Consider the following 22,482-nt stretch of genomic DNA (forward strand, 5'->3'; position numbering starts at 1 on the left):
CCTCGGCAGGCACCCTGCCCCGATCAGTAGTCGTAACTCACGCTGACGCGCAGCGAACGCGGTGCCTGGCGCACGGTGGCCGCGCCGTACAGCGGGTCCGGCTGGCCCGGATCCAGCTCCGAGTACGGCGAGCGCCACAGCGCCGCCTGGCTGTCGAACACGTTGAACACGTCCAGGTTGAACCCCAACCGCCCCTCGGCCAACGCCGGCCGGTAGGACACGCCCAGGTCCAGCTGGCGACGCCACGGCAACCGGCCCTGGCTGCCCGGAGGCGCCGGCTGGCCATTGTAGAAGTGGTAGGCGGTGCCATAGCCGGAGGGATCGCTGAAGTCCGGGCCATAGGAACCCAACGCACTGAACGGCGTCCCGGAGATCACGCTCAGGTTGGCCGATACCAGCCACTGCGGGGTGATCTGGTAGTAGCCATGCAGCTTGAACTGGTGCGTGGCATCGTTGCTCTGCGGCCCGTTGGTGTGCTCCATCAGCTGCGCATAGTCCCAGGCCTGGGTGGTGGAGACCGCGGTCTGGCCGATGCCGGACAGCAGCTGCCCTTCGGTGGTGCCGTAACTGCGCGACCAGTTGTAGTCGGCACGTGCGTACCAGCGGCCGTCGAACGGGTGCTCCAGTGACAGGTTCACCGCGTAGTAATCGCGCTTGAAGCGCGGGAAGCCCATCTCTGCATTGCTCAGCGGCACGCTCACGTAATTGCCGGCGGTGTCGACCAGGTTGAAAGTGTTGGCGCGGCCGGGGTTGATCAACCAGCAGCTGACCGGATTGCTGTCGCGGGTCACGTCGTAACCCAGTTCACCGGCCTTGGACAGCACCGCGTCGATGTCGCAGTAGTCATCCACGCCACTGCGCAGCACCCGGTAGGTCGCTTTCGCGCCGTACACCCAGTCCTGCCCCCACGCTTTGTTGAAGCCGAGGATGAACTCGTCCTGGTAGGACGGTTCGATACCGGAGGTCGCCACCGTCATGGGGTCCGGGAGCAGGCCGTAGTTGTTGTTGGCCGATACCGCCCCGGAGAACGGCGTCAGCCCGGTGGGGTAGCCATTGGCATCGATGCCGCCATAGGTGTAATAGGTCGACGTGGCCAGGGTGGCCCCGGCTGCGTTGAAAGCCGGGTTCAACGGCAACGCCAGGTAGTAACGCCCCACGTTGCCGTACACCTTGAAACGGCCATCACCGTCCACGTCCCAGCTGAAGCCCAGTCGTGGCGCCCACTGGCCGCTGGTCTGCTTGATGTACGCATCGCCATCGCGGTTGAAGTTGGTGAACTGGTCCAGGCGCAGGCCGAGGTTGAGCAGCAGGTTGTCGGTGACCTGCCAGTTGTCTTCGATGTACTGCGCCCGCTGCGCCGAGCGCACCGAGGCCAGTGCGCTGTAGTCATAACGGCGCACGTAATAGCCGTCCTGGCCATTGACGAAGCCGCCGGTGGCCGGCACGCCCAGGCCGGTATTGATCGGCAGGTCCGGGTTGGACTGGCCGTAGATCCAGTAATACCCGTCAGCCGAGCCGACCGAGCCGCGGTTCAGCGCCCGTGCGTTCTGGTTGTCGATGCCCACGGTGATGCTGTGGTCGCCCCAGACGTAGTTCGCGTCCAGGCGCAGGTTGTCGCTGCGGTTGCCGCGGTCCGGATCCACCAGCAACGACGTGGTCTGCGCGTTGGTGATCGGGCTGCCGACGTTGAGCGCAGGATTCTGCAGGTTCGGCGTGGACAGGTACACCAGGCTGCCATCGTAGGCCGGGTTGCCGACGTAGTCGTCCGAACGCAGCTTGCCGTACTGCGCGCTGACGGTGAGGTTGTCGGTCAGGTAGCCGGTGTACTTGGCCGTCCACAGGCTGCCGCCGGTCTTGGTGGTGTCTTCGGCGCCACGCCGTGCGCCACGGCCCAGCGTGTCGTAGTCGTAGGCGAAGCTGTCGCCGCGGAACACATTGCGGGTGGACGCGCCGGTCAGCTCCAGCAGGTGGTTGTCAGTGATGTTCCAGTCCAGCTTGGCGTACCAGCGCGGACGGTCATATTCGTAGCGCGAGTAGGAACTGGTCGACTCCACGTTCTTGACGTCGGTTCCTTCGCGCTGCTCCAGCTCATAGGAGCCGAAGAAGAACAGCCGGTCTTCCAGCAGCGGCCCGCCGGCATACAGGCTCCTGGTAGTGACCCACTGGCGGTCCTGGCTTTCCGGAGCGTACAGCGCGCCGTCGGCGGGGTAGTAGACATCGTCCTTGTCTGCGCGCGTGGCGGCCGGTTCCCAGGTCAGCTGGCCACCAAAACGCCATTGGTTGGTACCGCGCTTGCCGACGGCGTTGATCACCCCGCCATCGCTGCGGCCATACTTGGCGCTGTAACCGCCGGTATAGATTTCCTGCTGGTCGATGCTGCCGTAGGGCAAGGTCAGGCCACCCAGCCCGCGCAGCGGATCGGTGGTGTTGAAGCCATTGATGTAATACGCGTTCTCCGCCGCGGAAGAGCCGCCGAAGCTGACCAGCTGGGCGCCGGTCGGTCCGGCATAGGTCCCGTTGCCACTGTTGGCCGCCACCCCAGGCGCCAGCTGCGCGATGGCTTCGGCCGAGCGTCCCAGCGGCAGCCGCTGCAGTTGTTCGGCGGTGACCACGGTACGCGAATCCACGCTGCTGACATCGATCGAGGCGGCGGCGCGATCTGCGCTCACCTGCACGCCGGACAGGCTCGTCACCGCGGCGAAGGAGACGTCGGTGCTCGCGCCCACGGTCAGCGCGATGTCCTGGCGGGTCTGCAGCACGTTGCCATCGGCATCGCGCGCCTCCACCGTGTAGCGGCCCAGCGGAAGCTGCGAAGCGCTGTAGCGGCCGCGCGCATCGACGGCCACTTCGCGGGCCAGGCCGGTATCGCTGCGCACGATGATGCGCGCGCTGGACGCGGGCGCTTGGCCGCTGATCGCGCCGGTAGTGGACTGTGCGTGCAACAGAGGGGAAGTGGTGGCGAGAACGATCGCCAGCGCCAGGCCATGCCGGCGCAGTGAAGTACGAGCAGGAGTCATCGAAGGGAACACACGTCGGGGGAGGAAAAGGTGGTGCCCATTCATTAACCCTGCCCGACGCCGAACCGGGAAATACGCAGTGGTTATCTGCAACTGGCCGCTGGCGATGAAGGCGATCGGTGCTTTCGTGACAATCGTCACCGTGCGATGCACGCCCAGCCGCTACGTACGCCCGCCGCACGCGCCTGCCGTACACCGCATATCGCTGCCGGATGTGTGCACATGAGCAGCGGGCATCAGCGACGCCGCGCATGCCGCCAGCGTGATTCCTAGAATGCGCAATGCCGTCGCGTGCCCCTCCTCCCCCACTGCGGATTCCTTCGATGCGCCTGATCCCTGCTGTCCACGTCGCCTGCATCGTCGGCCTGCTGGCTGCCTGCACGCCCTCTCCGCCTACCACCGACGCGCCTGCTGCCCAGGGAGCAGCCCAGGCCGAACCTGCGCAGATCGCGTGGCGCCATGGCGATGTCGACGATGCCTTTGCCGAAGCCAAGGAAAGTGGCAAGCCGGTGCTGCTGTACTGGGGCGCGGCCTGGTGTCCGCCGTGCAACCAGCTCAAGGCGGGCCTGTTCAAGGATCCTGCCTTCATCGCGCTCACCGAGCGCTATGTGCCGGTCTACCTGGACGGTGACGAGGAAGGCGCCCAGGCCTGGGGCGAACGCTTCGGCGTGCGCGGCTACCCGACCCTGATCGTGCTCGATCCCCAGCAGAACGAACTGACCCGCGTGGCCGGCGGCAATGACAGCGCCGAACTGACCCGCGTGCTCACCGTTGCGGCCGGTCGACGCAGCGCGGTGGCCGACACCTTGAAGCTGGCGCTGACCGAACCCGGAAAGCTGAGCGCTGAAGACTGGCAGGTCCTGGGTGACTACGGTTGGAAGGTCGACGCCAGCCGCCTGAGCGGCAGGCAGGACAGCGCCAGCCTGCTCGGCGAACTGGCTGCTGCTGCGCCGCAGCCAGCGCTGCAGCGGCGTTTTGCCCTGCTGGCACTGGCCAGCACCGACGACGCCCAGGCACCGGCTACCCGGGTGCGTGAACTGCTGCAGGTGGCGCTAGCGCAGCCGGACGAAGTGCGCCGCAACCGCGATCTGCTTGGCTACCGGGGCGCAGCGCTGGTCAAGCAGGCCAGCACCGGGCCGGCGTCCACCGATGCGCTGGGCCGGCAACTGCTGGCGGCCCTGCAGCGCGCCGATGCCGCACGCGGCAATCGGCCGGACGATGCCCTGTCGCGCGCCATCACCGAAATCGCCCTGGCCCGCCTGCAGCAACCGCAAGGCGAACTGCCCGCCGGCTTGACCGCCCGCGTGCGCGAACGGGTGCAGGCGGCCGATGCCGCAGCAACCAGCGCGCACGAGCGCCAGGCCACCCTGGGTACCGCCGCCCATGCGCTGCGCCAGGCCGGCGACGACGCCGCTGCAGAAGCGCTGTTGCTGGCCGAGCTCAAGCGCAGCCAGACGCCCTACTACTACATGCCCGAACTGGCCGAGCTGGCCGAAGCGCGCGGTGACCGGACCGCCGCCGTGGACTGGCTGCGCAAAGCGTACGAGGGCGCGCAGGGTCCTGCCACGCGGGTGCAGTGGGGCGTGCTGTACGTAGAGGGCCTGCTGCGGCTGGCGCCGGATGACACGGCCGCCATCGAGGCGGCGACAACCCGGGTCATCGCCGAACTGGACCAGCAGCCGGCCGGCTACCACCAGCGTTTCCGGCAACGCTTCGAACGCCTCGGCAGCCAGTTGCAGGCGTGGAGCAGCGAACATGCCGGCGCGCCAACCCTGGCCCGGCTGCGCGAGCGCATGCAGCAGCACTGTCCAACCGCGGCCGGTGCCGCGCCGTCGCGCGCGGCGTCCACCGGCTGCACGCAGTGGCTGCAGGGCTGAGTTCGCTGCCGATGGCGACGCGCCGTTGATACCGGCGCTGCCATGCTGGGGCCCCCTGCCCAGACCGGCTGCGCCCTTTGCCTGATCCCGCTGCTGCACCTGCAAGGCCCTCGCGGGCCCGACAACTCCGCCGCTGGCTGCTGCGCGTGCTGTGGATCGCCGTGCTGATCGTCGCCGGCGGTGCATTCTGGAACAGCCGCTGGGCCGCCGTACCCCGCGCGATGTGGGAAATATCGCGACTGCCCGCACCCACCGCGCTGCCGGTCCCGGTCGACGGCGTCCGCGCACGCCAGGTCGCCGACACCTTCGGTGCCCCGCGCGGCGCCGACCGCACGCACGCCGGCGTGGACATCTTCGCCGCACGCGGCACCGCCGTGCGCAGCGCCACCCGCGGCATCGTGACGGACGTCCGCGAGAGTGGACTGGGTGGGCGCCAGGTGTGGATCCAGGGGCCGGCAATGGAGCGCTATTACTACGCCCACCTGGACGACTGGCGCGAAGGACTGGAGCGCGGCGAGGTGGTCGATGCAGGCACGCTGCTGGGCTACGTCGGCGATACCGGCAATGCCAAGGGCACCCCGCCGCACCTCCACTGGGGCATCTACGGTGCGGACGGTGCCTACGATCCCCTGCCGCTGCTGCGCGCCTGGGCAGCGCGCCCCGCGCTGTCACCGACGCCCTGACCGGGCCGCAGCGGCGCGCATGTGAAGCCGGGGTGGGCGTACCGGCACGCGACCTGCACCACGCGTGGAGCACGCTGGAGGCTGGAACGCCATCCATCGACAGCCCTTCCACAGCAGATGCAGGACGCCCCATGACCGCGACGCTTCCCCCTCTCCGCTTCGATTCCGCCTACGAACAACCCGAGGCCGACGAAGCCGCCCACATCGCAGCGTTGACCGATGTGTTCACCCGCATGTCGCAGACCGTCGCCGAGGCCGAAGGCCATGCGCACCGCGCCGTACATGCCAAGGGCCAGGGCCTGCTGAAGGCCGAACTGCAGATCTTCGAAGGCCTGCCGTCCGAGCTGGCCCACGGGCTGTTCGCCAGGCCGGGACGCCACGACGCACTGGTGCGGCTGTCATCACCGCCGGCCGAGCAGCTTCCGGACAGCGTATCCACCCCGCGCGCGATCGCGCTGAAGGTGCTCGATGTCGAAGGCCAGCGCCTGCCCGGGGACGAAGAGCAGCACACCCAGGATTTCCTGATGGTCAACGGACCGGCCTTCAGCACACCCGGCGTGGCCGGCTTCCTGCGCTCGTCCAAGCTGCTCGCGGCGACGACCGAACGCATGCCGCGCACCAAGAAGGTGATCTCCGCGACCCTGCGCACCGCAGAGGCCGCGCTGGAAAGCGTCGGTGGCGAGAGCAGCACGCTGAAGGGAATGGGCGGCGAGCCGCAGCGGCACCCACTGGGTGAAACCTACTTCAGCCAGGTCCCGTACCTGTACGGTCCTTTCATGGCGAAGTTCTCGCTGGCCCCCGTCTCCCCCGCACTGCAGGCGCTGCATGGGCAAGTCCTGGAGTCAACTGATGACACCCAGCGCGAGGCGGTCGTCGCCTTCTTCGCTGCCCTGCAGGAACCGGCGGTATGGGCCCTGCGCGTGCAGCTGTGCCGCGACCTCGAGCAGATGCCGCTGGAAGACGCGTCGGTGGCCTGGCCCGAGGAGCTGAGTCCGTGGCAGACGGTGGCGCACCTCATCGTTGGCCAGCAGGCGGCATGGGATCCTTCGGCGTCACCGCAGGCTGAAGACAAGCTCGCGTTCGCGCCCTGGCACACGCTCGCCGCGCATCGGCCGCTGGGCAGCATCAATCGTGCCCGCCGCGTGGTGATGCAGGCCTCGCGCACCTTACGCAGCGGCTTCAACGGCTGCCCGATCCACGAGCCCGACGGTCACGCCGATGACCGGTTCACTTCATGATTACCGGCTGCAGGCCATGCTGCACACGCCGGCGCGGTGTCCCCCACGCAGCGCCGCAGTCCCCTCAGCCACGCCTGCATCAGCCACAGAGGAACTGCCTTGCATGAATACCCCTCCCGAATTCGCGCTCAGCCGGCGCACCCTGCTGAAGCTCGGCGCGGGCTCGGCATCGGTGCTGGTCGCACCTGCCGCCATGGCTGACGTGCCCGGCATCGGATCTCCCGCGCGCGCCCCGGTCACCGCCGACGTCGCCTTCAAGGTCAACGGCAAGGCGCGCGCCCTGAAGCTGGATACCCGCGTGACCCTGCTCGACGCCCTGCGCGAGCACCTGCACCTGACCGGCACCAAGAAAGGCTGTGACCACGGCCAGTGCGGCGCCTGCACGGTGATCGTCGACGGCCGCCGCATCAATGCCTGCCTGAGCCTGGCGGTGATGCACGAGGGCGCCGAGATCACCACCATCGAAGGCCTGGGATCCCCCGATGACCTGCACCCGATGCAGGCCGCCTTCGTCAAGCACGACGGTTACCAGTGCGGCTACTGCACGCCGGGGCAGATCTGCTCGGCCGTTGCGGTACTGAAGGAAATCAAGGAGGGCATTCCCAGCCACGTCACCGCCGACCTGGGCGCGCGCAGCGAGGCAAGCGCCGAGGAAATACGCGAGCGCATGAGCGGCAACCTGTGCCGTTGCGGTGCCTACTCCAACATCATCGAAGCCATCGAAGACGTCGGGGGGCAGCGCGCATGAGAGCCTTCACCTACGAACGCGCACGCACCCCGGCCGAAGCCGCCGCGGCGGCCGCACGCACCCAGGGTGCCCGCTTCATCGCCGGTGGCACCAACCTGCTGGACCTGATGAAGCTGGAGATCGAGATCCCCAGCCACCTGATCGACGTCAACGGGCTCAAGCTGGATACCATCGAGGCTACCGACGACGGTGGCGTGCGCATCGGCGCGCTGGTGCGCAACACCGACCTGGCCGCCGACAGCCGTATCCGCCGCGACTACGCCCTGCTGACCCGTGCGCTGGTGGCCGGCGCGTCCGGACAGCTGCGCAACAAGGCCACCACCGCCGGCAACCTGCTGCAGCGCACCCGCTGCCCGTATTTCTATGACACCGCCCAGCCCTGCAACAAGCGGCTGCCCGGCAGTGGCTGCGCGGCCATCGGCGGCGTCAGTCGGCAACTGGCGGTGATCGGCACCAGCCCAGCGTGCATCGCCACCCACCCCAGCGACATGGCCGTGGCGATGATGCTGCTGGATGCAACGGTGGAGACCGTGCGCGCCGATGGCAGCACGCGCCGCATCGCGCTGGACGATTTCTACCGCGCGCCCGGCAAGACGCCGCACATCGACAGCGTGCTGGACAAGGGCGAGTTGATCGCCGCCGTCACCCTGCCTGCGCCACTGGGCGGCACGCATATCTACCGCAAGGTCCGCGACCGTGCGTCCTACGCGTTCGCGCTGGTGTCGGTCGCCGCCGTGCTGCAGGCCGATGGCAGCGGCCGCGTGGCGCTGGGCGGGGTAGCCTACAAGCCGTGGCGCAGCGATGCGGCCGACGCACTGCTGCCGCAGGGCGCGCGCGCAGTGGTGGGAAACCTGCTGCAGGGCGCCACGCCCAGTCCAGAAAACCAGTTCAAGGTACAGCTTGCCGAACGCACGCTGGCCTCGGTCCTGATGCAGGCGAGGAGCTGATCCATGAAATTCGATACCCCCGCAGGCACCAATCCCATCGACCAGATGAAGGTGGTCGGCAAACCGCTGGACCGCATCGACGGCCCGCAGAAGACCACCGGACACGCCCGGTACGCGTATGAGTGGCACGACGTGGCTGCATCGCCAGCGTATGGCTACGTGGTCGGCGCCGGCATCGCCAAGGGCCGGGTCACCGCGATGGAGCTTGACGCCGCACGTGCCTCGCCCGGCGTGCTGGCCATCGTCACCGCCGACAACGCCGGCACCCTGCACAAGGGAGACCGCAACACCGCCCCGTTGCTGGGAGGCCCGAAGGTGGACCACTACCACCAGGCCCTGGCACTGGTGGTGGCCGAAACCTTCGAGCAGGCACGCGCCGCCGCAGACTTGGTGCGGATCCGCTATGCCCCGACCAAAGGGGTGTTTGACCTGGACGCTGCGAAGAAGGCCGGCAACCCGTTGCAGGACACCGACCCGGATGCGCGCGTGGGCAACTTTGAAAAGGCCTACGGGGATGCACCGGTCACGCTGGACGCCACGTACCACACCCCGGACCAGTCGCACGCGATGATGGAACCGCACGCCTCGCTGGCCGCCTGGGACGGCGACCAGCTGACCGTGTGGACCTCCAACCAGATGATCGCGTGGGGGAAGAAGGACCTGGCGACCACGCTCGGCCTGCCGGAGGACAAGGTGCGCCTGGTGTCGCCGTACATCGGCGGAGGCTTCGGCGGCAAGTTGTTCATCCGTTCGGACGTGGTGCTGGCGGCGCTTGGCGCGCGGGCGGCCAAGCGACCGGTCAAGCTGGCGCTGCAACGCCCGTTGATCGCCAACAACACCACCCATCGGCCTGCCACCGTGCAGCGCATCCGGCTGGGTGCCACGGCCGAAGGTACGCTCACCGCGATCGGCCACGAATCGTGGTCGGGCAACCTGAGCGGCGGTTCGCCGGAAGAAGCCGTGCAGCAGACCAAGCTGCTGTATGCCGGCGCCAACCGTCTGGCCGGCCTGCGCCTGCACACCGTGGACCTGCCGGAAGGCAATGCCATGCGCGCACCGGGCGAGGCACCGGGCCTGATGGCGCTGGAAATCGCCATGGACGAGATGGCCGAGAAGCTCAAGCTGGACCCGGTCGAGTTCCGCATCCGCAACGACACCCAGGTGGATCCCTCCAACCCCGAACGGCCGTTCTCGCAACGGCAGTTGGTGCAGTGCCTGCAGGACGGTGCGCAGCGCTTCGGCTGGGACAAGCGCTCGGCCCTGCCGGCGCAGCGTCGTGATGGCCGCTGGCTGGTCGGCATGGGCGTGGCAGCCGGCTTCCGCAACAACCTGGTGATGAAGTCCGGTGCCCGCGTGCGGCTGGATGGCAAGGGCCATGTCACCGTCGAAACCGACATGACCGACATCGGCACCGGCAGCTACACCATCCTGGGCCAGACCGCCGCGGAAATGCTCGGCGTGACGCTGGACCAGGTCACGGTGAAGCTGGGGGATTCCAGCTTCCCGGCCTCGGCCGGCTCGGGCGGCCAGTGGGGCGCCAACAGCGCCACCGCCGGCGTGTTCGCGGCCTGCACCAAGCTGCGCGCAGCCATTGCCGGCAAGCTCGGCTACGACGCCGGCACCGCCACCTTCGCCGATGGCAAGGTCCGCGATGGCAACCGCTCGGCGGCGCTGGGCAAGGCCGCCGCCGATGGCGAACTGGTGGCCGAAGACAGCATCGAGTTCGCCACGCTGGAAGAGAAGTACCAGCAGTCCACCTTCGCTGCACACTTCGTGGAAGTCGGCGTGGACGTGGCCACCGGCGAAAGCCGCATCCGCCGCATGCTCGCCGTCTGTGCCGCAGGCCGCATCCTCAATCCCAAGACCGCGCGCAGCCAGGTGATCGGCGCGATGACGATGGGCATCGGCGCGGCACTGTCCGAAGAGCTGGCCGTCGATACCCGCCTGGGCTTCTTCGTCAACCATGACCTGGCCGGATACGAAGTTCCCGTGCATGCCGATGTGCCGCACCAGGAGGTCGTGTTCCTGGATGAAGCCGATGCAATCTCTTCGCCCATGAAGGCCAAGGGCGTGGGTGAGCTGGGCCTGTGCGGTGTCAGTGCCGCGGTGGCCAACGCGATCTACAACGCGACCGGCGTGCGCGTGCGCAGCTATCCGATCACGCTGGACAAGCTGCTCGGTGGGCTGCCGGACATCGCATGACCCGGTTGCCTGCGATCCCCGTGGTGGACGTGCACGACGCCGGGATGACCCGGGTCGTGGAGGCGGCGGCCGCCGCGTGTGGCGCTGGCCAGCCGGTCACGCTGGCGGTGGTGCTGGAGACGGAAGGCTCGACCTATGCGCGGGCCGGCACCATGGTGCTGTTCGGCGAACACACCCAGGTCGGTTGGCTCAGTGGCGGCTGCCTTGAGCCGGAGATCGAACGCGTGGCGCGGGACTGCGCCGATGCTGGCCGCATCGGTTGGATGGAGATCGATACCCGCGATGATTCCACGCTGTTTTCCGGCAACGCGGTCGGCTGCCGCGGCTGCCAGCGCCTGCTGCTGTTGCCGCTGTCCGCGCTGACCGGGTGCGCGGAGGTGCTCCAGGCCTGGCTGCGCGGCCACGGTCCGCTGCAGCTGGACGTGGATGTCGGCGGCGGCGTGCGCATGGCCTGCGCCGGTCAGGTGGTGGATCACCTGCTGCCCTCCGACCCCTGTGCATTTGCGGCGCCGCAGGGTCTGTGGTCGCTGCGCTGGATGCCGCCACCGCGCGTCCTGCTGCTCGGTGCGGGACCGGAAGTAACCGCGCTGTGGCCCATGCTGCGGGGCCTCGGCTGGCAGGTGCGGGTTGTTGACCCGCGCGCTGCGTTGCGCGAGCGCAGCCACGTGGACGTAGAGGCACTGGCGGCCCCGGCCGCGCTGGCCGACGCCTCCGTCGTGCCCGATGTCGTGCTCGTGATGCATCACAATTTCGAACTCGACCTGCAGGCGCTGGAGGCGCTGGCCCCCTGCCCCGTGCCGTTCATCGGCCTGCTGGGCCCGACCCGGCGCCGTGATGACCTGTTCTCGTTGCTGCCCGACACGGCCCGGCTCGCGTTGCAGCCACGCCTGCATTCGCCGGTCGGGCTGGAACTCGGTGGGCGCGGCCCCGACGCGATCGCGTTGAGCATTGCCGCGCAGCTGCAGTCGTGGCGCCACGGTGTGATGGCGTCTGCATGAGCGGGCGCGGCGGGCATGCCGTGGTGCTGCTCGCCGCCGGCAGCAGCACCCGGCTGGGCCAGCCCAAGCAGCTGCTGCGCCGCGACGGCGAAACCCTGCTGCACCGTGCGACGCGCATCGCGCTGGAGACCCGCCCTGCGGTGCTCGTCGTGGTACTGGGCAGCGACCCGACCGCGTATCAAGCAGAGTTGCAGGACCTGCCGCACGTCACCGTCATCAACGAGAACGCGGCCGATGGCCTCGCCGGCAGTTTGCAGGTTGCTGCACGGCAGGTAGCCGACCATGCGCAGGTGCTGGTGCTCATGTCGGACCAGCCGGCGCTGTCAGCTGCGCATCTGCAGCGGCTGCTGGATGGCGCACGCCGGTCACGCTCCGGTTGCGCGGCCACCCGGCTGCAGGGGCTCGCCGGCGTGCCTGCGGTGGTACCCGGTCACTGGTTCACGCAGCTGCCGCAATCCGCGTCGAATGCCGGCTTCCGCGCGCGGCTGCGCGCGCTCGCCGACGATGCGCTGCTGCTGTTGCCGGCAGACGGGCTGGAACTGGACATCGACACCCCACACGACCTGGCGCATGCGCGTTCGCTGGGACTGCTGGATCCCTGATTCCTGGACCGCTGGACGCCCTGGATGCTGTGCGGGGCGGCCCGGGCAGTGCGGCTGCACAATGGCAGGGACGAGGCAGGGGTCAGGCAGGGGTCAGACTCCTTTCGCGCAGCGAAAGGACTCTGACCCCGTGTGTCTCCCACCCTCCCCACCCCGGAAGGATCCGCCGACCATGGGTCGGCGCTACCAGCCCAGCGCAGCGCTCAACAGCTCAGCGGACGCGTTGCAACTGCCCCGGGCGCCAAGCGAACCGCCACACATGCGGCCCAGGCGTCGGGCAGTCCTCCAGCTTCGCACGCGCCCGGTCTTCTTCGAAGCAGAACGTGGAGCCCGCCGCAGCGGTGAAGCGCACGATGATCGTTCCACCAACCACCTGCAGCGCGTCCAGCCGGCCCGGCACGTGTTCCTCGGCATCGGTGGCATAGCCGGCTGCGCGTATCGCTGCCATGTCGCTGTCATCGATGGCGTTCGCACCCGGATGCGCCATCTGACCGCGGCGATCACCTTCGGAGAGCGCGGTCATCACCACCAGCTCGTTGGATTGTTCAAACGTTCCGCCGGTATAGGTGGAACTGTAAACGTGGATGATCTCGGCGATACCGTCGCCATCGAGGTCCGCTACGTGGACCTGCACGGGACGGAAATCGTGTTCGATGTCACCGCCGGGAATGCGCCGCAGCTCGGCGCGTATCGCGGTCCGCGCCTCGGCATCGGATGGGAATTTCGACGCTGCGGCGACGGCCGCACCCGGTGCGTGCGTGAGCGTGACGCCCAACATCATCAGCGATAAGACCATCGGCATCGTGCCACCTGCGGGTTCCGGGTCCACTGATCATGGCGGCAAGCAGGGCTCGCCGCCATGGGCAGGTGCGCCGGTGTCGGCGCCGGTTACTGCTGCTGCGCGCCGGACATCGAGTACGGCCTCTCGGCGTCTTCCCCGGGCCATGCGGTGTTCGGCTTGGCCTGCATCACGAATCGCAGCTCGCCACCGGCGACGATCTCGTCATGGCGCAGGAAGGCACGCTGCAGCGGCTTGCCGTTGAGCGTGGCCGACGCGATGTAGCCGTGGCCGGCGCTCAAGCCCTCGGTGACGATGGTGAAGACCTTGCCATTGGGCAGGTTCAACGTTGCCTTGGGCAGGAACGGCCGCCCGATGATGTACTCCCCACTGCCCGGTGCCACCGGATAGAAGCCCAGCGCGGTGAACAGATACCAGGCCGACATCTGGCCGAGGTCATCATTGCCGGCCAGGCCATCGGGGCGATCGGCGTACTGGGTGTCCATGATCTGCTTCAGCCGCGCCTGGGTGCGCCACGGCTGGCCGGCGTGGGCGTACAGGTAGGCCACGTGGTGGCTGGGTTCGTTGCCGTGCGCATACCAGCCGATCAGCCCGGTGATGTCTTCCATGTGTTCGAACACGGCCGGGTCGACCTTGGCCTCGAACACCTGGTCCAGCCGCTGCAGCAGGGCATCGCTGCCACCGTGCGCATCGGCCAGGCCCTGCACGTCCTGCGGCACGTACCAGGAATACTGCCAGGCGTTGCCTTCGGTGTAGTCGGTGCCATAGCCGCTGGCCGACGGATCGAACGGGGTGCGGAAACTGCCGTCACGCTTGCGCGCGCGCATGAAGCCGGTTTCCTTGTCGAATGCATTGCGCCAGTTGCCTGCGCGCTTGCCGAACTCGGCGGCGACCTCCGTACGTCCCATCGCCTGCGCCATGCGCGCGATGGTCCAGTCGTCGAAGGCATATTCCAGCGTCTTGCTGGCGGCCTCGCCTTCCTCGTCGATCGGCACCCAGCCCAGCTCGCGGTACTGCGCGATGCCATCGTAGGGGCCGTAATTGGCGGTGGCGACCATCGCCTCCAGCGCCTTGTCGGCATCGAAGCCGCGGATGCCCTTCAGGTAGGCATCGGCGATCACCGGCACGGCGTGGTAACCGATCATGCACCAGGTTTCCTGGCCGTGGAACGACCACACCGGCAGCATGCCGTAGGGGCTGTGCGCCTGGTGGGCGATCAGCGAATTGATGAAATCACTGTTGCGCTGCTCCGGCTGCACCAGGGTCAGCAGCGGATGCAGTGCGCGGTAGGTATCCCACAGCGAGAACGTGGAATGGTGGCGGAAGCCTTCGGCACGGTGCACCGCGTTGTCCGGACCACGGTACTGCCCGTCCACGTCCATCGACAGGGTCGGACCGAGCAGCGAGTGGTACAGCGCGGTGTAGGCGCTGCGACGGTCAGCCAACGGCGCCTGGATGTCCACCACCGCAAGCGCGTCCATCCACTTCTTCTTCGCATCGGCACGCACGCGGTCGAAGTCGAAGGCCGGCACCTCGGCCTCCAGGTTGGCGATGGCACCTGCCTCGCTGACCGAAGAGATGGCTACCTTGGCCACCAGCGGGCCGTCGAGCTTGCCGAAATCAAAGGTCGCCACCAGCTGGCGGCCCTCCACCTGCGCGCGCTGCAGCGGCGAGCCGTGCCCTGGTGGCGGGAAGCCCTTGTAGGCGATGTCGGCTTCGGTGTTGTGCAGCGCATGGCCGGTGACCGGGCGCGAGAAACGCATCGCGAAATACAACTGGCGCCCCGGCGCCCAGCCACGCGTCTCGCGGAACCCGGTCACCGTGCCGTCGGCATGCACGCGCAGGCGCGACCACAGGATCTTGCCCGGATAGTCGTAAAGGCTGGTGCGCAGGTCGAGCAGCACCTTGGCCTGCTCCCCGGCCGGGAAACGATAGCGGTGCACGCCGACCCGCTCGCTCGCGGTCAGCTCGGCCCGCACGCGGTAGTCGTCCAGGCTCACGGCGTAGTAGCCCGGTTCGGCGCGCTCGTCCTTGTGACTGAAGCGCGAGGCATACCCACTACGCGGTTTGTCCGGATCGCCGCGTTCGAGCCCGGGCTCGCCGGTGTAAGGCATCAACAGCACGTCGCCGAGGTCGGAATGGCCAGAGCCGGAGAAATGGGTATGCGAGAAACCCACGATGCTGGTGTCGTCGTGGCGGTAACCGGCGGCCCAGTCATAGGCCTTTTCACGCGGTTGGATGCGCGTATCCGGGCTCAGCTGCACCATGCCGAACGGGACCGTCGCGCCGGGATAGGTATGCCCCTCGCCTGCCGTGCCGATGAAAGGATCAACGGCGGAGAATGCGCGCTCGCCTACGCTGGCGGCACCGGCCGCTGCCGCCGTCGGGCCCAGCAGCATGGCGGCAGCCAGGAGTATCCATCGACGCTTCGCTCGGTTTGGCATGGCGGCATTTAGATCGATTCAGGGAACCCGATCCTAGCATCGGCGCGCGCGCGGTTCATGCTGCATTGCGTTGTTGCTAGACGGTCATCGAATTCTGCAGCGGCGCAAGGTCCTGCTCCCGCAACGGACGCACCACCCGCGCCAGCTCCTGCCCGTCACGCAGCAGGATCAACGTCGGCCACAATTTCACCGCAAACGAGCGCCCCAGCGGGCGCCCTTTGCCGTCCTCCACCCACAGGTGGTCCAGCGCATGGCCCTGCACGAACGCCTGCACCGCTGGCTTGGCGGCCTGGCAGTGACCGCACCACGTCGCACCGAATTCAAGCAGCAGCCAGCCTTCGCTGGCATCGACAGCCGATCGCAGCGGCTCCGGTTGCGGCGTTCCTGCAGGGGGTGCCATGGCTCAGGCCAACGCGCGCTGGATGTCTTCCAGCGGTGCGTTGGTGAAATCCTTGGCCAGGTCACGCACCAGCCGCGACTGGACTTCCTTGTGCAGCTGCGGGCGGATCCGGCCGAGCGTCTGCGGATCGGCCACCAGCACCAGGTGGGCGTAGCGGTTGTTCAGCGCATCATCGTTCAACTGCTCGGCCAGTTGCTTGGCGAAGGTCGCTTCGTTGAGCTGGGAAATGCTCATGTCCTTGGGCACCGCACCGGAAGGCCCCTGCCCGGACACGCCGGCTTCGCTGACATCGCGCAGGACCAGTTCATCCTGCTGCTTGAGCTTCAGCTCGGTCTTGCTGCCGACGTTGGTGAACACGCGGGCCGAGCCGCCGTCGGCGACGACGATCAGGGTGCCTTCGGGAATGGGGGTGTGCTCGGTCATGGTGGTTCCTCTGCGGGGTTGCCTACGGCGTGAGTCACCACCGTAGAGGCAGCGATGTAAGCATCCTGCAACACCGGCGTGTGCATGCCGTGCACCTTTTACAACAATTGATCGCGCACGCGCCGGAAATCGCCGCCTAGGCCAGGCCGAGCACGGCGGGCAACGCATCCAGCCTGCTGATTTCACAGGTCGGGATCGCCTCGCCGTGCCGGGGTGAACCACCGGGATTGAACCAGCAGCTGTCTATTCCGTAACGGTTGGCACCCAGGATGTCCGCTTCCAGCCGATCGCCGATGATGATCGTGCGGTGCGGTTCGAAGGCGCTGGCCATGGCGGTGGCGTAAGCGAAGAAACGCACATCGGGCTTGGCATGGCCGCAAGCCTCGGACGTGGCGACGAAGCGGATCAGGTCGCCGAGCCCGGATACCGCGATGCGCCGGGACTGGACCTGTTCGATGCCGTTGGTGATGATGCCGATCTCGCCGTGCGCGGCCAGCACCTCGCAGGCGGCGCGTGCGCCGTCCACCAGTACCACCGTCTGCGGCAACCATTCCAGGTACACCTGGCCGGCGCGTACTGGATCGGCGTCGATGGCGTGCGCGGCGAACAGCCGGCGGAAGCGCTCGACCTTGAGGAAATCCTTGTCCACCCTTCCCTGCTCCAGCGCCTCCCACAGCGCGCGGTTGCACTGCTGGTAGGTGGCATACAGCGGCTCCACGGGCTGTTCGATACCGAGGCTGGACAGCGTACGCGCGAACGAGAGACGTTCGGAGGTGCGGAAATCCAGCAGGGTGTCATCCAGATCAAACAGGAAAAGCCGGTAATCCATGGGCGCAGCTGCGTTGCAGGGCAGTGCAGGCTAGCATCAGCGCGCGCCCCGGCCCAGCACGGCACGCTGCACCGCCCCACTCCGCAAAGCGTGGCCCGCTGACCGGCCGTATGCTTGAAGACCCCCTCGTTGATTGCAGCCCCCGGGCCTGCCGTTCCACGCGGTGCGCGTTGCCGTGCACCTGCGGGTGCTGCGCTGTGTTGATTCCAGCCAGTCCGTCCGTTCACCCCTTGTCTGCTGCGGCCCCTGGTCGCCGGCCCGCCGCTGCTGTTGCTGTTGCTTTTCCACAGGAGAAAAACGATGCAGGATCCCTCCTCTGCACACCCCCATTTCGGCTGGTTCAAACGCCGCCGTCAGATGGACGTCGAAGAAATCACCGTCGTCGACAAACCCATGCTGCGCCGCGCGGTGGGCGCCGCTGCGCTGGGCAATGCCATGGAATGGTTCGACTTCGGTGTCTACGGCTACCTTGCGGTGACCCTGGGCCAGGTGTTCTTCCCCGCCAGCAATCCCACCGCGCAGCTGATCGCCACCTTCGCCACCTTCACCGTCGCCTTCCTGGTGCGCCCCCTCGGGGGACTGGTGTTCGGCCCGCTGGGTGACCGTTACGGCCGGCAGAAAGTGCTGGCATTCACCATGATCCTGATGGCGCTGGGCACCTTCTCCATCGGCCTGATTCCCTCCTATGAGCGCATCGGCATCTGGGCGCCGGTGCTGTTGCTGCTGGCGCGACTGGTGCAGGGATTTTCCACCGGCGGCGAGTACGGCGGCGCGGCGACGTTCATCGCCGAGTACGCCACCGATCGCAACCGCGGCCTGATGGGCAGCTGGCTGGAGTTCGGTACGCTCGGCGGTTACATCGCCGGTGCGGCCACGGTCACCACCCTGCACCTGCTGCTGAGTAGCGCGCAGATGCTCGACTGGGGCTGGCGGATTCCGTTCCTGGTGGCAGGTCCGCTGGGCCTGCTCGGCCTGTACATGCGCATGCGGCTGGAGGAAACGCCGGCGTTCCGCGCGTATGCCGAAGAAGCAGCCAAGCGCGACCATGAGCGGCCGGGGCTGGGCGAACTGCTGCGCGTGCACGGGCGCCAGCTGCTCATCTGCATGGGCCTGGTGCTGGTGTTCAACGTCACCGACTACATGCTGCTGACCTACATGCCCAGCTATCTCACCGTCACCCTGGGCTATGCCGAAAGCAAGGGCCTGCTGTTGATCATCATCGTGATGCTGGTGATGATGCCGCTCAACATCGTCGGCGGGCTGTTCAGTGATCGACTCGGCCGCCGCCCGATGATCATCGGCGCCTGCATCGCGCTGCTGCTGTTGGCCATCCCCTGCCTGCTGCTGGTGCGCAGCGGCGAGGACGGGCTGATCTTCCTGGGGCTGATGCTGCTGGGCATCGCGCTGGTCTGCTTCACCAGTTCCATGCCTTCCACGCTGCCTGCGCTGTTCTACACGCCGGTGCGCTACAGCGCGCTGTCGATCACCTTCAATGTATCGGTCTCGCTGTTCGGCGGCACCACCCCGCTGGTGACCGCGTGGCTGGTGGAACGCAGCGGCGACCCGATGGTGCCGGCCTATTACCTGATGGGCGCAGCGGTGATCGGCTTGGTCACGATGCTGTTCGTACGCGAGACCGCCGGCCTGCCGCTGCGGGGTTCGCCGCCGGCAGTGGCCAGTGACCAGGAAGCCCGCGCCCTGCTGCGCGGCACGACCCCGGTGACGGTCGATGCCAGCGTGCCCTCGTTGCAGGCTGCCGACAGCGTTGACACTGCGCGCCCGGCCTGAGCCTGCCGCCTCAACGAAAACACCCCGCCGTCGCCGGCGGGGTGTCGCGCGTTCGATGACCACGTGCGCTTGCGTGGATCAGGCCGCTTTGAGGGCCTGATGATAATCGTCTTGATTGGCGATTATGGTTTTTGCGCCGATAACGTCGGTCGCCTCCCGGGCTGTCCACGCCGATTGCTCGCCACGTCGAAACCAGTACAGCCCCTTCACCTGGCCATTGGCCCCCCAATACCCAGGTGGTGGAGCTGGCGGGACTCGAACCCGCGTCCGCAACGCCTCCTCCTTGCTTCGTACAGCCATAACCCGTTGCCAACGACTGGATCCGGGCGCGCCCCGTATCGGCGGCGCAGGGCAATTGAAACAAAGCACAGGTCGAATGGCTTTCAGGTTTCGCGCAAACACAATCCCGGCGGCAGTCAGCCCGTGCCGGCCTGCACCAGCTGGGCGAGCGCGCGCGCAATACCGGCCGGCGTGGCCGGCTTCTGCAGCCGCACGAACCGGCCGCCATCGACCGGCACCGCGCCTTCGTCGTAGCCGGTGACCACCACGAACGGCAGCCCGGCGCGCTGCAGCGCGACGATGATCCCGGTCCGCGCCCCGTTGCCGAGGTTGATGTCGATGATCGCCGCATCCACCGCACCGCCGTCCAGCTGTTGCAGCGCAGCCTGCACGGTCGAACACGGTCCCTGCACCAGCGCACCGGCGCTGCGCAGCGCGGTCGCGGTGTCATGGGCCAGGTAGAAATCATCTTCCACCACCAGCACCCGATGGCCGGCAAGCAGCCCGGCGTCGCCCAGATCGACAGAGCCGCCACCGATCGCCGTGCCCTGCGGGGCATCGGTCTGCAGGATGCTGTCACGGTGCCGCAGCGGAAAGGAGATGCAGGCCTCGGTGCCATCGGCGGCGACCTGCAGGTGGCCCTCGCCTTCAAGTTCGTAGGGAATGCGGTCTTCGACCAGCGACGTCCCAAACCCGCGGCGCGCCGGCGGTTGCCAGCCAGCACGGGTGGCGTGGGTTTCGACCCAGCGCAGGTCCACCCAGCGCTGCATCTGTGCGTCCTCGCGCAGCTCCCACGTCACGTCCAGCCTGCCGTCCGGGTCGCGCAGGGCGCCATGCCGCAGCGCGTTGGTGGCCAGCTCATGGATCGCCAGCGACATCACCTCGGCCGCCTTCGGGGGCACCATGACCGCGGGTCCGTGCAACAGGAACCGGCCTTCACCGTAAGCAGTGGAGGACAGTTCGTCGTTCAACAGGCCGCGCAGATCGATTCCGACATTGCCGGCACGGGTCAGCAGCGTCTGCGTGCGCGCCAGTGACATCACCCGGCCGGACAAGCGTTGTGCATAGTCCTCCACGCTGGTCGCCGATTCGCGCGTGCGCAGCGTGATCGAGCCGATGGTGGCCATGATGTTGCGCACCCGGTGCTGCAGCTCGGCCACCAGCACGGACTGGTGCTCGGCCCAGCGCCGTTCGTCGGTGACATCGCGCGCGATGCCCGCGATGCGGCTTACCCGTCCGTCCTCGTCGAACAGCGGGAACACGGTGTCGCGCACCCAGCGGAACTGGCTGTCGTCCTCGCGCTGCACGCGGAATTCGTGCACGCGCGGGGTGCCGTCGCGCACGCTTGCCACGCTGTCGATGGCCGCCTGGCGATCATCGGGAACCACCCGGGCGGCCCAGCAGCAAAGCGCGCCGGACGCCTGCCCCGGCGACAGCCCGTACACCCCGTCGAATGCGCTGCTCAGCAGTTCGGTTTCCAGGGTATCGGCGTTGCGGATCCACAACGCATCGGAAGAGGCGGCGGCGAACTGGCGGAAACGTTCCTCGTTGGCCTGCAGCGAGGCATTGGTGCGGCGCAACTCCCGCTCCGTGCGCTCGCGCGCCACCCGCGCGACGTGCTCGGCGCTGGTATCGAACATGGTGACCAGTACGCCTTCGATCGCACCATCGCAGTCACGCACCGGACTGTAGGTGATGGTGAACCAGACGTCCTGCAGGCGACCGTGCCGCTGCAGGGGATAGCATTTGTCCGAAAAGGTAAGTGTCTGGCCCTGCCATACCTTGGCGTAGAGCGGTTCGTTGATGTGCCAGACTTCGGGCCAGCACTCGGCCGTTGGCTGGCCCAGCCCGGCCGGATGTTTGTCGGCCATCACTTCGGCATAGCCGTCGTTGTAGATCTGCAGCAGCTCCGGACCCCACAGCAGGATCATCGGGAAGCCATGGGCGGCCATCAGGTCCACGCTGGCACGCAGGTGCGGGGGCCAGCTGCCCATGCCCCCCAGCGAGGAGGCCGACCAGTCGTGACCGCGGATGCGTTCGGCCATGCCGGAGCGCGCGCAGGCCGCCAGTGCACCGGCAGCGCCGGCCAGGCGGCCCTGCGATGCGCTGCGCGGGTCCAATCGACTGGCCATGGTCACCTCAGCCGCTGCCAGGCACGCCGCGCGCCTGTAATGCCTGCTCCAGCGCCTGGGTCAGCGCCTCCAGCCGGTACGGCTTGCCACAGCGCGGTGCATCGGCGAAACGCTCCGGAACGTTGTCGTCGTAGCCGGAGGTCAGTACGAAGGGAATGTTCCGTTCAAGCAGGCGGTCCGCCAGCGGATACACCAGCTCACCGCCCAGGTTGATGTCCAGCAGCGCACCGTCGATGGCATGCGCGTCCACCAATGCATCGAGCGCCTTCAGGTTGCCGGCAGGACCGACCACGTCGACGTCCTTCATCTGCAGATATTCCACCAGGAACATGGCGATGTTGTATTCGTCTTCGGCGACCAGCACCCGCTTGCCCGCCAGCCCGCCATTGTCCACGTTCGTTACCGTCACACATCGCCTCCAGAGGTAGCCCCGCCTCGTCGCGGCGGCCATGAATACAGCCAGATGATGAGCGTAGTGCACCGCAACGCAACGTGACGGGAAGGTTTGTAGGCCTTTGACATGGCAATTGCGCTACGTCACAGCGGCAGCCGCGGCAACGTAGGAAGCTGGAGGCCCCACCACCAGGCCCGCTACATGAACCCGGCCGACGTTCCCCCGATCATTTCCGCCACCCGCGAAGGCTTTCCCCTTCGCGTGGTCAGCCTGGCCGGCCTGTGCTGGGAAGGACGGGTGCGCGAAGCCAGCCTGCCCGGTGCGGACGGCCGGTTCGGCATCATGGCCGGCCACCTGCCGCTGCTGGCGCCGCTGGTGGAAGGCTTCATCCACCTGTTCCCGGAACCGGGCGGCGGGCCGCTGTACCTGCATGTGTCCGGCGGCTACGTCGAAGTGCAACCCGGCGAGGTGATCGTGCTGGCCGACCTGGCCGCGCGCAGCGATGCGCTCGATGCCGCACGCGCCGACGAAGCGCGGCAGCTGGCCGGTTCGCCGATGGCCGCCGCCTTCAGCGATGACCAGTATCCGCAGTTGCACGCCGAGCTGGTTGCCCGCCTGGCGCGCATCCGCCGGCCCGGGCAGGGCTGAGGCACCGGCAGCGGCTGCCCTGCCCCGCGCAGCC

The 22,482-nt window shown here is 67.9% G+C and carries 18 protein-coding genes; 10 read left to right on the top strand and 8 right to left on the bottom strand.

Features of this window, described 5'->3' with window-relative positions; all coding sequences use genetic code 11:
- Nucleotides 1–23 precede the first annotated feature (23 nt).
- Complete coding sequence (locus QE373_RS09075; protein ID WP_309685667.1) at nt 24–3,017, bottom strand: TonB-dependent receptor; 2,994 nt, start codon at nt 3,015–3,017, stop codon at nt 24–26.
- A 323-nt stretch (nt 3,018–3,340) separates the two neighbouring features.
- On the opposite strand from QE373_RS09075, the gene QE373_RS09080 reads away from it, so the two are divergent.
- From QE373_RS09080 to QE373_RS09115, 8 genes are all read left to right on the top strand, one after another.
- A complete protein-coding gene (locus QE373_RS09080; RefSeq protein WP_309685669.1) occupies nt 3,341–4,894 on the top strand; it encodes a thioredoxin family protein in 1,554 nt (517 codons plus the stop codon).
- Between the two features lie 68 nt (nt 4,895–4,962).
- Nucleotides 4,963–5,577 (top strand): M23 family metallopeptidase, encoded by a 615-nt coding sequence (locus QE373_RS09085; RefSeq protein ID WP_309689677.1) that lies wholly within the window; start codon nt 4,963–4,965, stop codon nt 5,575–5,577.
- A gap of 131 nt (nt 5,578–5,708) precedes the next feature.
- On the top strand, nt 5,709–6,815 hold the full coding sequence (locus QE373_RS09090; RefSeq protein WP_309685670.1) for a catalase family protein: 1,107 nt from the start codon (nt 5,709–5,711) through the stop codon (nt 6,813–6,815).
- Between the two features lie 103 nt (nt 6,816–6,918).
- Nucleotides 6,919–7,563: an aldehyde dehydrogenase iron-sulfur subunit PaoA gene (gene paoA, locus QE373_RS09095; protein WP_309685672.1), complete on the top strand. Its 645-nt coding sequence runs from the start codon at nt 6,919–6,921 to the stop codon at nt 7,561–7,563.
- Nucleotides 7,560–8,510 carry a xanthine dehydrogenase family protein subunit M gene (locus tag QE373_RS09100; RefSeq protein ID WP_309685674.1) on the top strand — a complete coding sequence of 317 codons (951 nt, stop codon included), beginning with the start codon at nt 7,560–7,562 and terminating at the stop codon, nt 8,508–8,510. Before paoA ends, QE373_RS09100 begins: the two co-directional genes overlap by 4 nt.
- Nucleotides 8,511–8,513: 3 nt before the next feature.
- A complete protein-coding gene (gene paoC, locus QE373_RS09105) occupies nt 8,514–10,712 on the top strand; it encodes an aldehyde oxidoreductase molybdenum-binding subunit PaoC (RefSeq protein ID WP_309685676.1) in 2,199 nt (732 codons plus the stop codon).
- On the top strand, nt 10,709–11,710 hold the full coding sequence (locus QE373_RS09110; RefSeq protein ID WP_309685677.1) for an XdhC family protein: 1,002 nt from the start codon (nt 10,709–10,711) through the stop codon (nt 11,708–11,710). Before paoC ends, QE373_RS09110 begins: the two co-directional genes overlap by 4 nt.
- Nucleotides 11,707–12,312, top strand: a complete 606-nt coding sequence (locus tag QE373_RS09115; protein ID WP_309685679.1) for a nucleotidyltransferase family protein — start codon at nt 11,707–11,709, stop codon at nt 12,310–12,312. Before QE373_RS09110 ends, QE373_RS09115 begins: the two co-directional genes overlap by 4 nt.
- Before the next feature lie 211 nt (nt 12,313–12,523).
- On the opposite strand, the gene QE373_RS09120 is transcribed toward QE373_RS09115, so the two are convergent.
- From QE373_RS09120 to QE373_RS09140, 5 genes are all read right to left on the bottom strand, one after another.
- On the bottom strand, nt 12,524–13,114 hold the full coding sequence (locus QE373_RS09120) for a hypothetical protein (protein ID WP_309685681.1): 591 nt from the start codon (nt 13,112–13,114) through the stop codon (nt 12,524–12,526).
- An 86-nt stretch (nt 13,115–13,200) separates the two neighbouring features.
- Nucleotides 13,201–15,510, bottom strand: a complete 2,310-nt coding sequence (locus QE373_RS09125; RefSeq protein ID WP_309685684.1) for a GH92 family glycosyl hydrolase — start codon at nt 15,508–15,510, stop codon at nt 13,201–13,203.
- 121 nt (nt 15,511–15,631) lie between these two features.
- On the bottom strand, nt 15,632–15,955 hold the full coding sequence (locus tag QE373_RS09130) for a thioredoxin family protein (protein WP_309685685.1): 324 nt from the start codon (nt 15,953–15,955) through the stop codon (nt 15,632–15,634).
- A gap of 3 nt (nt 15,956–15,958) precedes the next feature.
- Entirely contained in the window at nt 15,959–16,378 is a 420-nt protein-coding gene (locus QE373_RS09135; protein ID WP_057507665.1) for a host attachment family protein, read from the bottom strand.
- 136 nt (nt 16,379–16,514) lie between these two features.
- The gene (locus QE373_RS09140; RefSeq protein WP_309685688.1) at nt 16,515–17,207 is read right to left on the bottom strand and encodes a YjjG family noncanonical pyrimidine nucleotidase; all 693 of its coding nucleotides are present in this window, start codon (nt 17,205–17,207) and stop codon (nt 16,515–16,517) included.
- Nucleotides 17,208–17,507: 300 nt separating this feature from the next.
- Here QE373_RS09140 and proP point away from each other — a divergent pair, with 300 nt between their 5' ends.
- Complete coding sequence (proP, locus tag QE373_RS09145; protein ID WP_309685690.1) at nt 17,508–18,995, top strand: glycine betaine/L-proline transporter ProP; 1,488 nt, start codon at nt 17,508–17,510, stop codon at nt 18,993–18,995.
- A gap of 416 nt (nt 18,996–19,411) precedes the next feature.
- Here the strand turns inward: proP and QE373_RS09150 are convergent, their stop codons facing one another.
- Both QE373_RS09150 and QE373_RS09155 read right to left on the bottom strand, forming a co-directional pair.
- Nucleotides 19,412–21,406 carry an HWE histidine kinase domain-containing protein gene (locus tag QE373_RS09150; RefSeq protein ID WP_309685693.1) on the bottom strand — a complete coding sequence of 665 codons (1,995 nt, stop codon included), beginning with the start codon at nt 21,404–21,406 and terminating at the stop codon, nt 19,412–19,414.
- 7 nt (nt 21,407–21,413) lie between these two features.
- On the bottom strand, nt 21,414–21,815 hold the full coding sequence (locus QE373_RS09155; protein WP_161809858.1) for a response regulator: 402 nt from the start codon (nt 21,813–21,815) through the stop codon (nt 21,414–21,416).
- A 186-nt stretch (nt 21,816–22,001) separates the two neighbouring features.
- Here QE373_RS09155 and atpC point away from each other — a divergent pair, with 186 nt between their 5' ends.
- Entirely contained in the window at nt 22,002–22,448 is a 447-nt protein-coding gene (gene atpC, locus QE373_RS09160) for an ATP synthase F1 subunit epsilon (RefSeq protein WP_309685696.1), read from the top strand.
- Nucleotides 22,449–22,482: the final 34 nt, after the last annotated feature.

The organism is Stenotrophomonas sp. SORGH_AS_0321, assembly GCF_031453215.1.
GTDB classification, from domain to species: Bacteria; Pseudomonadota; Gammaproteobacteria; order Xanthomonadales; family Xanthomonadaceae; genus Stenotrophomonas; species Stenotrophomonas chelatiphaga.